The organism is Bremerella sp. P1, assembly GCF_028748185.1.
Classification (GTDB): domain Bacteria; phylum Planctomycetota; class Planctomycetia; order Pirellulales; family Pirellulaceae; genus Bremerella.
The window spans coordinates 4,569,203-4,584,836 of the sequence record NZ_CP118164.1 but is presented as its reverse complement, the minus strand read 5'-3'; the positions used below and the strand labels follow the sequence as shown (position 1 = coordinate 4,584,836).

Sequence of the window (15,634 nt, the reverse complement as noted above, 5' to 3'; positions counted from 1 at the left end):
GTTCAGACACTATAGTTAGTATGAACCTGCGCTTCTCACGTGATCCCACCTAGACCAATCCCTCCCCCCCTCGGAACACCGTATTTAAAGTCCTCGGTATTTAGGATCCCATGCGTTACACAATCCTCTCGCTTGTTGTTTGTCTCGGCCTGTGCTGGTCGGGGCAAGGTAATGCCCAGACGTTGCAGCTTGAAAAGGGAGATCACATCTCCGTCATCGGCAATACGACCGCCGATCGCATGCAACATCACGGCTGGCTGGAAACGTTCATTCATGCGACTCATCCAGAACTAAATCTGACGTTTCGCAACCTGGCCTTCCCTGGCGACGAATTGAAGGTTCGTCCCCGTGAAGACAATTTCGGCAGTCCCGATCAATGGCTCGCCAAAAACGAGACCGACGTCGTCTTTGGATTCTTTGGATACAACGAAGCCCTTAAGGGTCCCCAAGCGGTCGACGGATTCAAGAAGGATTTGGCCGACGTCATCGATGGGATGCGTGCCCAGAAGTACAACGGCGAGTCGGCTCCGAAGATCGTGATGTTCTCGCCAATCGCTCACGAAAACCTCTACAACCGACATCTGCCAGACGGTTCGAAGAACAACCCAAATCTGAAGCTCTACACCGAAGCAATGGCCGAAGTGTGCCAGGCCAAGGATGTCTTGTTCGTCGACCTGTTCACTCCTTCGCAGAAACTTTACGCCGACGCTGACAAGCCACTGACGATGAATGGCATTCACCTGCTGGATCATGGCAACCGAGCCATCGCCGAAGTGATCGCTGGGCAGTTGTTTGACAAGCCTGTGCCGGACGCCGAGTCGGACAAAATCGCCAAGCTTCGCGAAGCCATCCTCGAGAAGAACTACTATTGGTTCAGCCGATATCGCGTGGTCGATGGTTACAACGTTTTCGGTGGTCGTTCCAAGCTCGCTTGGTTTGGGCAATCAAACGCCGATGTCATGCTCCGCGAAATGGAGATCTTCGACGTCATGACTGCCAATCGTGACAAGCGCGTGTGGGCAGTTGCTCAAGGGGGTGATCTGGAAGTCAAAGACGACAACATTCCCGAAGAGCTGGTCGTTAAATCGAACCGCGAAGGTGACCTGGCCGACGGTAGTTTTTCATACCGCACCGCTGAAGAGGGCCTGAAGAAACTGCAATTGCACAAAGACCTTCAAGCGAATGTTTTTGCCTCAGAAGAGATGTTCCCTGAACTGATCAACCCGGTTCAAATGGCCGTCGATCCTAACGGTCATCTGTATGCATCGGTCTGGCCAAGCTACCCACACTGGAATCCAACCGAGCCTCGCGAAGATCGTATCGTCTGCCTGCCGGATGACAATGGTGACGGTGTTGCCGATCGCTGTGTGATCTTTGCCGACGAATTGAATAGCGTGACCGGCTTTGAATTCTGGGGAGGCGGCATGATCGTCGCCGCTTTGCCGGAACTATGGTTCCTGAAGGATACCGACGGCGACCTGAAAGCCGACGTCAAGATTCGTATCCTGCAAGGCCTTTCCAGTGCCGACTCGCACCACTCGGCCAACGCCATGGTGCTTGGTCCCGATGGTTGGATCTACTGGTCCCGTGGTGTGTTTAACGTGGCCACCATGGAAACGCCAACGACGACCTATCGTTCGACGCGAACCGGCGTGCACCGCTTCAATCCGCGAACGTTTGAAATGGAATTCCATTACCCCATCGGCCCAAATCCGCACGGTGATGTGTTCGATCAATGGGGTTATCAGTTCGCCAACGACGGAACGTCCGGTACCGGTTCGTACGTCGACATTGGCAAAGGCATCGGCAACAAGCAGTGGTTCGACAAACGAGTCCGTCCCGTTGCCGCCACTGGCCTGCTTGCCAGTAGCCACTTCCCAGAAGAGATGCAGGGCAACTTCCTGATCTGTAACTGCATCGGTTTCCTGGGCGTCTTGAATCACGAGATCCAGTACAACGGATCCGACATTCGTGCGACCGAAGTCGATCCAATTCTCGTTTCGTCTGACCCGAACTTCCGTCCTAGCGACGTGGAGATTGGTGCAGACGGTGCACTCTATGTTGCCGACTGGGCGAATGCGTTGATCGGACACATGCAGCACAACATGCGTGACCCTAACCGCGACCATCAGCACGGACGCATCTTCCGCGTCACGGCGAAGAATCGCCCACTGATCGAACCGGTTCGCTTGAAAGACAAGCCGCTGGCCGAAGTTCTCGCAGCTTTTTACGCGAAGGAAAACGCAACGCGTTACCGAGCTCGTATTGAACTAAGTGGTCGTGATTCGGAAGAAGTTCAGACCGCGATCGAAAAGTTCGTTGCGGCCAAGGATGTCAACAACCCAGGAGACGCTCAGGCAATGCTCGAGTGCTTGTGGGTTTTGGAAGAACATCGTTTGCCGAACCTCGACTTGGTTAAGACTGTCTTCCAGGCAAGTGAACCACGCGTTCGTGCTGCTGCCATTCGTACTCTGGGCCACTGGGCCAATTCGGTCGATGGTTGGGAACCAACGCTGGTTGCTGCTGCGAGCGATCCTTCGCCGCTGGTTCGTGCCGAGGCCATCAAGTCGGCTGTCGAGTTCACCGGCCCGGCTGCCGCTGAAGTCGTCTTCCAGGCTGCCTCGCAAGAGATGGACCCGGAACTGACGCGTCTGCTGCAATACGCTCAGGGACAGATCGACGTCGATACCATGATTACGGAAGCCATTCGTGCCGGCCGTAAGCTATCGCCTGCGGCGACTACCTACGCCCTGGAGAAAGCCAGTTCGGAACTGCTCTTAAAGCTCGAGCGGACTGACGAGGTTTACACGGCGATCCTCAGCCGTGGTGGCATTGCTCCTAAATATCGCGAAGAAGCCCTTTCGGTTCTGGCTACCAAGAACAATCGCTCGCCGATGGGTGAACTGGTTGCCTGGATCTCGACGGCTGAAAACAAGAACCTGCCAAGTCTGAACGATCTGGCCAGTCTTCTGCCGAAAGCCAAGCAGGCAGATTTGACTAAGTCGCAAGACCTGCTGGAGAAGCTGGCTTCAACGACACAGTCTTCGGTTGTGCGTCGGGCAGTCTATACCAGCTGGATTCAAAGTGGCGGTGCGGAAGCCGCCTGGGCCCACGCATCGCAGGCCCCTGCCCTGATGGGCGACTTGCTGCAAAGTGCTCGCTCGATGAGCAAGTCTGCGGAAGCGGCTCCTCTGTACGCCAAGATCCGACCACTCATGTTTGAGTTGCCGGCCGCCTTGCGTCCAGAAAGTGGTTCCATTGCTGGTGATGGCCCTGCGGTTGCATTCGACTACTACGAACCCAACCCGGCCAAGAACGTGGCGATTGAAACGCTCAATGCGACCAAGCCGAAGTTCTCGGGCCGCATGGAAAACTTCAACAAGTACGTTCCCAAGGGACGCAAGGACGTGTTTGCTACCAAGCAAACCGCTGCCATCGTCGCTCCGTCGGCTGGCGACTACAAGTTCTACATCGCCTCGGACGATGGCTCCCGCGTGTACATCGACGGTAGCCTTCTAATCGACAACGATGGCCTGCATGGCATGTCGGAAAAGGGTAGCAAGATCTCCCTGACGGCCGGAGCCCACGAAATTGTCGTGACCTACTTCGACAATGGTGGTGGTGACGGTCTCCAAGTGAGCTGGGAAGGCCCTGGCATCAAGAAGCAAGTAATCCCAACGTCCGCTCTTCGCGCAGCTGGGCAAGCTGACTTGCGAATTGCAGCAATCCAGGCCATCACGGCTTGGCCTGGTCACCAGGATGAGAAGATTACCGACTTCGCGACGCTGTCGCAGTCGGAAGGACTTTCGACCGCTGGTTTGAATGCGTTGACTAGCCTGCCATCTGGTGCAGTTGCTGAGAAGCTCTCGCCGGAAGTTCAATCGAATGTCCTGGCCACGCTGCTGACGCAAGCCAATAAAGCTACGCCGGTCGAGCGTCAATCGAAGCAGTACGCGAAGGTGCTTGATCTCGGTGAAGCACTCGTCGCCAAGAGCACGGCAAAGAATAGCGGTTCGCTCAATCGTCAGCTCGTCGATCTGCGAAAGAGCATTCCTGTCACTGCCGATCCGAAGGTGATGGCGATGGGGAAAGAGATTTTCCTTCGCGAAAGCCACTGTGCAACATGCCATCAGCCACACGGCCAAGGTATGCCAAACCTTTATCCGCCGATCGACGGCAGTCTCTGGACGACCGGATCGGAAGATCGCTTGATTTCCATGGTCCTGGATGGGATGCACGGCACCATCGAGGTGAAGGGGAAGACTTACAGCAGTCCTCCGCTGCCGCCGATGACCGGCTTCCGTCAACTGTTGAACGACGAGGAAGTCGCCGCAGTGCTGACCTATGTCCGGAACTCGTGGTCGAATCGTGCCAAGCCCGTTACGGCATCGCAAGTCGCCAAGATCCGAGCGATCGACCGTGGCGATGCCACTTTCTGGCACGTCAACGACCTGATGGCCAAGTACCCGCTGGAAGATGGTCGTAAGCCAATCGAAGCCACAGGCGACACTTGGGTTCCCAAGTTCGTCAAACAGTGGAAGTACGAAGACCTCGATCCCAAGAAGGTTGCCGCCAGCAAGCGGAACTTCGTCGTCGGCCAGGTCTACTTCAATCGTCTCGGTTGTGCCCAATGTCACCAGATCAACGACAAGGGTGGCAACTTCGGGCCAGACCTGACCAAGTTGGGTACCAAGAAGGCAACTGCCGAGCACGTCCTGGAATCGATCGCGGATCCTGCGAAGAAGATCGATGAGAAGTACCAAATGCAAACCATCCTGACGATCGACGGCAAGGTTGTCTCCGGGATGGCGATCGCAGATCGTCCTGATCGCCTGGTTCTGATCACCGATCCTGAGCAGCCGGACAAGCCGGTCACGATCATGAAGGAAGATATCGAAGAGCGCTCCAACACGGCCTCCACGATCATGCCAGGCGGCATGCTGAACTGGCTGACCGAGGAAGAGATCTACGATCTCGCCGCATTCGTCCTGTCTGGCGGTGACGAAAAGAACAAGCTCTTCCAAGACAAGTAATCGCTCGGATTGCTTGCAGTGAATCGATCAAGAGCCTGTCGCGTTAACCTCGCGGCAGGCTCTTTTTTTGTTTAACCAACAACCAAGCGGGCCTGTTGTCGCGAGACCGTGAACGTTGCGATATTACCACTGTTGAATTCTATGTAGTCATCCTCGATGCCATCGGAGAAGATCACCCCTTCAGTTGGCATTTGCGATCCGATGACCAGTTCGTCTTCGTCGTTCATGATTCCCATGACATGCTGGGCACCCGAATGTCGGCTGACAAAGGGCTCGCGCACCGTCCACATCAACTGACGATCTTTGCGATCAATCGTGAGAGGGCGAATTTCACTGCCGCTGACAAACCGGCTGACACCAGCGGCCATGTTGAAGATCGACGACATCCAGCCGGTCGCTCCGGCCCCCGTGGAAATCAACACACCGCTGGAAGATTGCGCCTCGCGGGAATGCTGAATGTCGAGCGTATACCGTGCCGACGTGTGTGACTTGCATCCTACGAAGAAATCGTTGAACGCCAGCATCTTCTGCCCGCTAATCGTATTAACCTCGGCCAGGGTGACTTTATCGACCCGGTGCCGCTGCTTGAGCACACGATGAGTAGCAGCCTTGGCTTCGTTGATTTGAAACGGCAGTAAAACGCCGTCGTATTGAACCGGGTCCGGATTCACTCCGATCACCGGCAGGTCGCCGACGTACTTCGCGGCATTCGCCACCAAGCCGTCTTGCCCTAACACAACCACGGCCATGCAGCGGCCGAAATCAAAGTTCGCCAGATAAGACCGATCGATCTCGCGCACCGGAAAACCGAGATCAGATAAATCACGGAACACGCTGCGAACCGCGGCCTGGTAGCGTTGGTCTTCTTCCTCGTACGCATCGCGATCGGTCAAGGCACTAGCCGTATCGACGAAAGCCTGAAGGTCGTCGTCATTGACCAACATGCCCATCTTGGCACGCGACTTGCGCCGTCGTTCAACTTCATGATCGACCGCCGCGTCTAGCAGGAAATCGGCCTGGTTGGCCGTTCCCCACCGCTGCTTGAGTCCTTCCATCCGCGTATTGCGTGTTACGAGGACAATCCAATTTGACCCGAGTCCCATGGGATCACCTCCTACGAGTTGCGACGTCGCTGCTGCCTGGGCCGATCATCACCCGTCGCCGTGTCGGCCAGTAAGGTGGCGAGAAGTTCTGGTGAGATATTCAAATTACCAACCTTCTCGGCGTTGTCGGCCAAGTCTCGAAATGCCAACGCGATCATCTGATTCGCGTTGAGCCCCCCAGGCGAAGCCGCCAGCAGGGTTCGCCAGTCGACATCTTTGATCGGCTCGAGGATTGCCTTCAAAGCGTCGGCCTTCGCCTGCGATTCCTTCCGCTGATTCTCGATCGCGTTATCGACGAGCGTAGCGCGTTCCTGTTCGATGGCGATATCGGCAGCCAGTTTCGTCTCCCGAACTTGACGCTGCTTCTGCTGAACGGCGATCTCGGTGTTCAGCTCGTTCTCCTTAATCTGACGTTCCAACTCCACGGCCGTATTGCGCCGTGCGTAAATCGCTTCGTCAGCTTCCAGCAGCAGTTTCTCGCGGGCCTCGGCCTGCAAGGCTTTTGCCATCTCAGGCGTTGCCTTGATTGACAAGACCGAAAGGTTAATCACCTCGACACCTAACATGGCAACGGCTGGGGACTCCGCCAACTGAGCAAAGACCTGTTCGACCAATTCATCACTGCTGGTTAGCAGTTCACGCAGTGTCTTCCGCAGCGTAAACGCCCTGGCCAACGTTTGCGTTGTGTGAATGAGTCGGTCATTCAGTTTGGAAGGATCGTCCGAGCGATACCGTCCCCAGGCATCGGTACTGAAGTCCAAGATCGACGCCAACTTCCCTGGGCTGTTTACCCGCAGAGTCAGTTCGCCTTGAATGGTCGCGTCCTGAAAGTCGGACGTGACTTCGTTGAAGACGAACGGTACGTCCGTACTGGCCAGGGGAATCTGGACCAGCGTGGCGTTGGGCGAGAAATAAAAGAACGAAAGCCCGGCCCCTTCACACACCGGCTTTCCGCCACGAAAGAGCATGACATGCGTCGACGGAGGGGCCTTGATGTAGCTGATCCCCAACATGATGTGGTTCCTTCAAAGAAAAGAAATGACGGGCTCAAACTCGCCCGACAGACTTAGTGTAGGAACAACACTTTCAAAGGTCAACGACTTTGTTCTAGATTTTTTTGACGATTAAACGGAGCGTTCCCATCAAGCGGAGCTCGATGCACTGCGAACCTGTTGCCGCGAGTATCTGTCCAACACGAAAATCAACCGCGAATCATGCTTCAGCATGAATGGCCTGCACGTTCCTTCTAACACTCCATGGCATCCACCGCAAAACCTTTGTTGATTCTCGATCTTGACGAGACACTGTTTTTCGCCTGCGAATCACCCTTACTCCGTCGGCATGATTGCCGCTTGGGTCCGTACTACGTTTACCACCGTCCGTACCTGAGTGAGTTTCTTCGCCGATGTGAACAGCAGTACCAACTTGCCGTGTGGTCGTCATCGAGTTCAGACTACGTCGCTGAAGCGGTTCATTCGGTCCTTCCACAAGATGTTTCGCTCGCGTTTGCCTGGAGCCGAGATCGTTGTGTCCAGAGGTATCACCCAGAAACCAAGCAGCGTTACTAGATCAAGGACTTAAAGAAGGTCAAGCGACTCGGCTACGATTTGAACCGTATGTTGATTGCCGATGACACACCACTCAAGGTGCAGCGGAACTACGGCAATGCTGTCTATGTGAAAGAGTTTGCTGGGGATACGACCGATGAAGAACTCAAGCATCTCAGTGTGTACTTGAGTTCAATCGCCAGAACAGCCAACTACCGGCGGCTTGAAAAAAGAAACTGGCGAAGCCTGGTCCTCAACCAACTTAACCGGTGAGCCACATTTTCGTTTCGCGTGGATAGCCAGAGAGTGCTATCCATCGCGAACCGAATGAGGCGATCTACCAGGCCGACTTCAGGCGATGCACGATGAGCGAGCGGATCGCCTCGTTACCAGGCGACTTGATTGCCACGGTCTTGTTGCCTGGTTCGATGTCCGCGTTAAAGGTCGCCACGTACTGACCTTCGTTGGTGAACAGTTCCAGCGAGGCCCGATCGACCAGTACGCGCAGCTTGACGACACCATCCACCGCCGGTGCCGGCACTTGGCGGTTCTGGTAATGCACGGCCCCATCCTTAAACATGATCTTTTGGCCTCGCAGATCGATCAGAAGCTCAGTTTCGGTGTTGGCCTCGAAGGCGACACTGAAGTCGATCAGTTCGGCCTGAAAGTCACTGAGCTCATTCCCTGCAGACTTGATGTCCGTGTTCTCCAGAACGATTCCCTCGTCATACAGACTTTCAATTTCCTTCACAGGCCAACGGAAGAGTTGTACGCCGCTGGGTGTCGTCCGCAGTTGCATGGTCTGGGGAAAGCTCATCTGTTGATGGAAGGGCATCCCCTCTCGGCGAAACGGCGTATTCTCGCCTCGCATCCAGCCAATGATCACGGACCGCCCGTCAGGGCTGTCGTTGAACGTTTGGGCGGCGTAGAAATTGGGACCGTAGTCGCCACGATGGACCACCTTATCGGTCTTAAACTCTTTACCGTCGAACTGGCCGATCTCGTACTCGAAGCTTGCATCGTACAAGACCCACTTTTTGTTGCTTGCATCTCCATCGACCGGCAACTGGATCATGTCCATGCATTCGAAGACCCAGTCACGATCAAACTGGCTGACTTCCGTCCAGGATTTCAGATCATCGGAATTGAAAAACAAAACTCGCCCCGGCTTGGCTCGCTTGACCCACAACACCATGACCCACTTCTGTGACGGCTCGTGCCAGAAGATCTTGGGATCTCGTTCGCCTGGGTCATACCCTTGATTGGCCACGACAGGCTTCCCGTCGTTCCATAGCTGAAACGTACGTCCCCGATCGGTGCTATAGGCCAAAGCCTGGTAGAACGGTTGCCGAGCAAAGGTAAACGCGGCAATCAGTGTCGTGGTATCTCCTTGCTGAACCCCCAGGCTATTGTTGTGATCGACCACCGCCGTTCCTGAAAAGATGGTCCCATCGCCATACGGCAAAATGGCATGCGGCAGTTGTTTCCAATGGACCATGTCTTTGCTGACCGCATGTCCCCACGTCATGTTTCCCCACACGTTGGCGACCGGGTTGTGCTGAAAGAAAAGATGGTACTCACCATCCAGAAACACCATGCCATTGGGATCGTTCAGCCAATGTTTGAGCGAGGTGAAATGGAACTGTGGACGATAGGTCTGATCGTAGCCAACCTCCACATACGACGGAAACGTCTGTAGATTCGGTCCCTTCGAGAACTCCTCGGCCGGAATGCCCTGGCTGCGATTGCTGGCATAGATGTCGTCGACATTAATATGGCCCCACCCACCGGTACGCTGATCGACGATCTGCAGGACGCCTCGCTTGCCGACGAAGTCTTGCACGTCCCAGTAAACTCTTGCCAGCTGTTCACTGCCGCCAGGCTTCCGGTTAGGTCCGGTTGCCGTGCGAACGACCTCCCCGTCGACCAACAGGTTCATGCACGTTTCACTTTCGTAACCACCGCCACCAATGAGAAAGTGGAGGTACGGCTGCTTAATCTCAATCGGTGGCGAGGTCAGCGTACCCGTGCTTCGATCACCACCAAGAAACGTGTTGACGAGTTGCTTGCCAGCGAAGCCGCTGACATCCATCTGACCACTCAGCGCACCAGCGGCAGGCCGCGTACCCAGCGCATCGCCTTCGGCTTTCCAGTCGCCGTACGATTCCCCCTCGAAGTCCGCGATCAGTACATCAAGTGGCGGTTTCTCATCGGCAACAACGAAGCCCGGAACAAAGCACAATACCGTGAGAGCACAACAAGACAGCCAAACGCGATTACGATTCATAGCTGGGGCCTTTCAAGGTGGGAAAGACCGCAGCATACAAGAAGAAACGCCGAAGTAAACCTTCGGCGTTTCGCGTTCTTTAAATTGTCGAGAAATCTCAACCGACTTACACTTTCGCGGCGTCGGGGATCTCAAATCCCTTGCGATTCGAGTCCTTGAGAAGGGCATTGGCCACTTCGGCATGGTCACCGGTGTGGCGTTCCGTTTCGGGATCGAAGGTCAGCGTTGGACCAACGGTGTACTTCTCGCTGTCTTTCACGCCGACGCCTTTGGACATGACGTCGTGCAGGCGACCGAAGTGTTCGGCAGCATCTTTGTTGTCACCGAACTTGCCCGCTTTGGCATTGAACGGAACTTCTTCGCCCAGGCGATACGAGTTGTTCATCAAGTGCCCCAGCACACAAGCATAGTGGGCATCGTGTACGTTACCGTTGGCCATGTTCGGATCGTTCGCACGAACGGCCGCGATGAAGCTACCCCAGTTGCCGCCAGGGGTGACGTCACCACGATCGACCTTCACCTTCTCGCCCTTGTCACTTCCCTTGGGATAGTAGACACCACGCACAATACGGCCACCGTCCTCGAAGTAATACTCATTTTCGACCTGGTGTTGGTAGCCCTTGTAGTTCACGTTGCGAACATTAAAGAACACATATTGGCCGTTGGGATACTCGGCCATGGCGAACATCGTATTTGGCGTTTCGCCTTGGTCACCCCACTCGAACCGGCCGCCGATCGCCATCGCACGCACTGGGTGCGTCTGGTCTTTATCGATCGCCCATCGAGCAACGTCCAATTGATGCGTGCCCTGATTGTTTAGGTCGCCGTTGCCGGTCTTCCAGAACCAATGCCAGTTGTAAGGGTGATAGTTGGCGTGGTACTCCTCAAGGTCGGCCGGGCCGCGCCACAGATTCCAGTCCAGGTTTTCCGGCGGCGACGACACCTTGTCGAAACCAATGCCGCCGCGCGGCTTGCAGCAGTAGCCGTAGGAAATCTTCAGCTTGCCCCACTTGCCTGCCTGAATGGCTTCGTGCAGGCCAGCGATACCTGCGTCACTGCGGCGCTGCGTACCGTGCTGAATAACGACGCCATACTTCTTCTGGGCTTCGACGGCGACACGCCCTTCCACAACGTCGTGGCTCATCGGTTTTTCAACGTAAACGTGCTTACCGGCCTGGGCCGCCCAAATCGTGATCAGCGAGTGCCAGTGGTTGGGCGTGGCGACCGAGATGGCATCAAGGTTCGGATCGTCGAGTGCTTCGCGTACGTCGCGAACACCTTTCACCTTGAACTTGCCGTTGGCCTTCTCTTGAACGGCCTTCACCGTTCGAGCGAGGACCTTTTCATCGGGATCGATCAGGTAAGCGATTTCGACATTGTCTTGGCCGAACCAGCCATCGATGTGATTCTTACCACGGCCATTGAGCCCAGCCACGGCAATTCGTACCCGATCATTGGCTCCTTGAACGGCACCGGATGCGGCTGTTCCGGTAAGAATCAGTCCCGCTCCAGCGGCGGAGGACTGCAGAAATGTACGACGATTGACCAATGTCATGGCAAGCTCCGTAAGTGGAAGACGAGGATTGAGAGGGGAAGGACATACTCGTAAGCATGTTCAATGCAGGTGAGTCATATTCTGACCATTCTGCATGATCGCGTCAAATTTCCGTTTCTGCGCATAAGTGTAAGCTGCACACTGAAAAACAGTTCTCAGATGTCTTTTTCAATTGACCTATCCATTGAATCCGATCTAACATAAGGCTTCCCACCCAAAATAGGCCCCTGCCACCTGTCCTTCCTTCTGCTCTCACCCTGCCAAGTGATGATGACTCGACCGCTAGTTTATGCCGCCGCTTGGACGTTGCTTCTCAGCTTGTGGCATCCTGCATTGCTAATCGCAGAACCAACCCATCGGCCGTTTTCTGAGGAAATCGGACCGTTCATGCAGAAGCATTGCGTCCATTGCCATGGCCCTGAGTCGCAAGAGGGGGATTTCCGCGTTGATACGCTTTCCGAAGATGTCGGCGCCGCCAGTGCGGTCAATCGCTGGTTGGAAGTGATCGAGAAGATCAACAACGGCGAGATGCCTCCGGAAGACGAGCCCGAACGCCCCACTGCTGAACAAGGTGCCGTAGTCGTCGAGTGGTTGGCTGCCCGGATTGAAGAAGGTCGTTCGGCTCGCATGGCCAAACGACAGCCCGTTTCTTTCCATCGCCTGACCCGCATCGAATATGCCAATACGGTCGAAGACCTGTTGGGCGTGCGCTACGGCGTTGCCGACCCAGGCGGGCTGAACGAAGACGCCGAATACCATGGTTTCGATCGCATCGGTTCCGTGCTTTCTCTTTCCGCTTCCCATGTCGAGAAGTATTACTCCGCCGCCGAGGCCATTCTGGACGAAGCCTATCCCGACAAACCAATCGAGACAACGATCATCCGCAAGACGGCTCTCGACCTTCGTGGTGGACCAAGCTCCGAACAGCGGAAGGAGCTCGAAGAGCAAGGCTTGGCGGACAAAGTCCGTGTCGATATGTGGCCTGGTCATCAACTGCGTGGCGGTCGTCCAGGTCCTGGCGGCGACATGGTCAAGAACGGTGGCTACTTCAAAGTCCGCCTCCAAGTCAGCGGAATGAAGCCGCCTGGTGGTCGCGCCCCTCATCTGACCTTCTATGCCGAAAAGATCGACCGCCTGTTGTTCGAGCAAGACATCCTCGCTCCGGAAGACAAACCGACGATCGTCGAGTTCACGTGTCACCTTCCGCCTGGGACCACCACGTTTGATGTGACTAACGATGTTCCCGGCCCCTCGAATCTGCCACGATCCGGTCGTTCCGGTGCGATTCCCTTTTTCAGTCTCAAGCAAGGACGCATTCCTTGGCAGATCAAACTGACCGATGAGGAAGGTGTTCCTCTTTATCCGTTCTTGATTGTCGACTGGATCGAGTGGGAAGGTCCGATCATTACCGATGAGGTCCAAGCGAAGCGGGCCCGGTACATGCCGACCGAAGAAGGCAACGTTGATCAGCTTCGGCAATGTATCACGCGTTTCTGTGAAGATGCTTTTCGACGCCCAGTCACCGAAGCCGAGACCCAGCGTTATGTGGCCATCGCTGCCCAGGAACTTGAAGCAGGGGCCGAGCTGAAAGATGCCGTGAAGACGGCGATGCTGGCCGTGATGTGCTCGAAAGACTTTCTTTTCCTGGTCGAAGGAGACTCTGAGAAGCCTACCGACAACCTAAATGACTTCGAGGTCGCCAATCGTCTGTCGTACATGCTTTGGAGCACGATGCCCGACGAAGAACTTTTGTCGATTGCCCACGATGGTACACTGCAGGACAAGGCGATTCTCAAGCAACAACTGGATCGCATGCTTGCCGATCCACGTGCGGCCAAGTTCAGTGTCGAATTCCCACGTCAGTGGATGCAGATGCACAAACTGGGAATGTTCCCGCCGGATCAAAAGCTTTACCCCGAGTACGATCCTCATCTGGAACGCAGTATGAAGGGCGAGACGTCGGCCTTCTTCCAGGAAGTGCTGGACCAAAACTTAAGCCTCCGCGAATTCCTCGACTCCGACTGGACCATGGTGAACCCACGTCTGGCCATCCACTACGAAATGAAAGGCGTCGAACGAGACGGGTTTCAACGCGTTACGCTCGACCAGGAAGATCACCGCGGCGGCCTACTAACCCAGGCCGCGATCCTTTCTCTGACGTCCGACGGAACGCGCCACCGCCCGGTGCATCGCGGCGTCTGGGTGATGGAGTCGATCTTCGGCAAGTCCCCCCCTCCTCCGCCGGCCAATGTCGACCCGATTGAACCTAACCCGGTCGACTCGCCCAAGGCGACGATCCGTATGAAGCTGGAAGCTCACAAGCACGATCCGAACTGTGCGGCCTGTCACCGCAAGATCGACCCGCTTGGTTTGGCCTTCGACAACTTCAATGCAATCGGCCAGTGGCGAACCGAAGAGATTGTCCAGTCCGGCACGGGCGCGAACCCGAAAGTAGACCCCAGTGGCGTGCTGCCGGATGGCCGCGAGTTTGCCGGACCGAAAGAGTTCCGCCAATTGCTACTGGCCAATGTCGATGATTTCAACAACACGTTTATCAAAAAACTTGCTACTTATTCCCTTCGCCGCACGATGACGATCGATGATCGGGATGATCTCGAAGCCATCGCGGCCCAAAGTCGCGCTGATGATTTCCGCGTGCGTGACTTAGTGGAAACGTTCGTTTTGTCTGACCTTTTTCAGAAACGGTGACCCATGGCCAACTTCAACTCACGACGATGGAAGATCAACCGCCGCCACGTGCTGCGTGGCATGGGTGCCAGTATGGCCTTGCCGCTTCTGCAGTGCATGGATCCTGGTCAGCTGATGGCCGAGGAGAAGTCCTCAGCCGAACAGGGACAAGGCAAACCGAAACGGGCCGTCTTCATCTACGTGCCCAACGGCGTCAACACGCTTACCTGGCAGATTCAGAAGTCAGGCGCTGACTACGAGTTGTCCGGCCCGATGAAGTCGCTCGAAGAGCATCGCCAGCAAATAACTCCGATCAGCGGACTCTATCATCCCAACGGGATCGGTCAGGCTCACGAATGCGACAAGATCTGGCTTACTTCCGCCAAGATCAGCCAAGAAGGTGGTGCCTTCCGCAATACGATCTCAGCCGACCAGATGATGGCGGAAGTCACTTCGCGGCATACGCGTTTTCCTTCGCTCGAACTCGCCGTGACCGGCGGTACGCTGGGCTGGTCGCGGGACGGTATTCCTCTGCCGGCCGAACGTCGCCCGCGAGCCATCTTTGATCGGCTCTTTGGCGTGGAAAAGGGTGGCTTGGAAGTCGCCAAGCGCAAGCTCAATCGCCGCGGCAGTGTGCTCGATGCGATCCTCGAAGACGCGAACAGTTTCCGCGGCAAGATCGGAACTGAAGATCGCAACAAGCTCGACGAGTACCTCCACGCGGTTCGCGATGTCGAGCTTCGCACGCAGCGCAGCTACGACTGGCTGGAAGTGCCCAAGCCGGAGGTCGCCGCCGAGACCAAGGCCAAACTGACCCGCGACATTCCGAACACGGAAGCTGGTGATCTCTACCGAACGATCTACGACCTGATGGTGCTCGCGTTGCGTACTGACATGACGCGAGTGATCACGTGCATGAGCGGGAGCGAAAGCAACGGCCTGGCAATTCCTGAGATTGGCGTCGCCCAATCACGGCACGAGCTTTCGCACCACAATGGCGACCCGGAACAGCTCCGCCGACTTACCGAAACGGATACCTTCCTGGTGCAGCAATTTTCGTACTTCCTGAATCGACTGAAGTCGTACCAGGAAGACAACCAGACCCTTCTCGACCGGACGATGGTCCTCTTTGGCAGCGGCATGGCCTATGGTCACAGCCATGGTAACGCGAACCTGCCAATGGTATTGGCTGGCGGCGCGTCGATGGGCCTGAAGCATGGCACGCACGTCGACTACAACCTGCCGACCCTCGGCCAGTACAACATGGAAGAGTCGCAAAAGCATTACCACGTTTGCTCGCGACCAGTCGACAGCGATGCTCACTTGAGCAACTTGCTCCTGACGATGATGCAGCGAATGGATGTGAAGGTCGACCAGTTCGGCGATAGCCACCGTGTGATGACAGAACTTTTGGGATAATT

7 protein-coding genes and 1 pseudogene are annotated in these 15,634 nt (G+C 55.8%); 4 read left to right on the top strand and 4 right to left on the bottom strand.

Going from position 1 to position 15,634, the window contains the following annotated elements; all coding sequences use genetic code 11:
• The first annotated feature begins 110 nt into the window (after positions 1–110).
• Positions 111–5,033, top strand: a complete 4,923-nt coding sequence (locus tag PSR63_RS19250) for a DUF7133 domain-containing protein (protein WP_274327306.1) — start codon at positions 111–113, stop codon at positions 5,031–5,033.
• A 71-nt stretch (positions 5,034–5,104) separates the two neighbouring features.
• Here the strand turns inward: PSR63_RS19250 and PSR63_RS19245 are convergent, their stop codons facing one another.
• Together PSR63_RS19245 and PSR63_RS19240 are read right to left on the bottom strand one after the other, a co-directional pair.
• A complete protein-coding gene (locus tag PSR63_RS19245) occupies positions 5,105–6,136 on the bottom strand; it encodes a hypothetical protein (RefSeq protein WP_274327305.1) in 1,032 nt (343 codons plus the stop codon).
• Positions 6,137–6,147: 11 nt separating this feature from the next.
• Complete coding sequence (locus PSR63_RS19240) at positions 6,148–7,149, bottom strand: SPFH domain-containing protein (RefSeq protein ID WP_274327304.1); 1,002 nt, start codon at positions 7,147–7,149, stop codon at positions 6,148–6,150.
• 243 nt (positions 7,150–7,392) lie between these two features.
• On the opposite strand from PSR63_RS19240, the pseudogene PSR63_RS19235 reads away from it, so the two are divergent.
• Positions 7,393–7,956 (top strand): annotated as a pseudogene (locus PSR63_RS19235) (HAD family hydrolase).
• 64 nt (positions 7,957–8,020) lie between these two features.
• Here the strand turns inward: PSR63_RS19235 and PSR63_RS19230 are convergent.
• Together PSR63_RS19230 and PSR63_RS19225 are read right to left on the bottom strand one after the other, a co-directional pair.
• The gene (locus PSR63_RS19230) at positions 8,021–9,970 is read right to left on the bottom strand and encodes a glycoside hydrolase family 32 protein (RefSeq protein ID WP_274327303.1); all 1,950 of its coding nucleotides are present in this window, start codon (positions 9,968–9,970) and stop codon (positions 8,021–8,023) included.
• Positions 9,971–10,076: 106 nt separating this feature from the next.
• A complete protein-coding gene (locus PSR63_RS19225) occupies positions 10,077–11,525 on the bottom strand; it encodes a Gfo/Idh/MocA family protein (protein WP_274327302.1) in 1,449 nt (482 codons plus the stop codon).
• A 387-nt stretch (positions 11,526–11,912) separates the two neighbouring features.
• Here PSR63_RS19225 and PSR63_RS19220 point away from each other — a divergent pair, with 387 nt between their 5' ends.
• Together PSR63_RS19220 and PSR63_RS19215 are read left to right on the top strand one after the other, a co-directional pair.
• The gene (locus PSR63_RS19220) at positions 11,913–14,234 is read left to right on the top strand and encodes a DUF1592 domain-containing protein (RefSeq protein ID WP_274327301.1); all 2,322 of its coding nucleotides are present in this window, start codon (positions 11,913–11,915) and stop codon (positions 14,232–14,234) included.
• Between the two features lie 3 nt (positions 14,235–14,237).
• Positions 14,238–15,632: a DUF1552 domain-containing protein gene (locus PSR63_RS19215; RefSeq protein WP_274327300.1), complete on the top strand. Its 1,395-nt coding sequence runs from the start codon at positions 14,238–14,240 to the stop codon at positions 15,630–15,632.
• Positions 15,633–15,634: the final 2 nt, after the last annotated feature.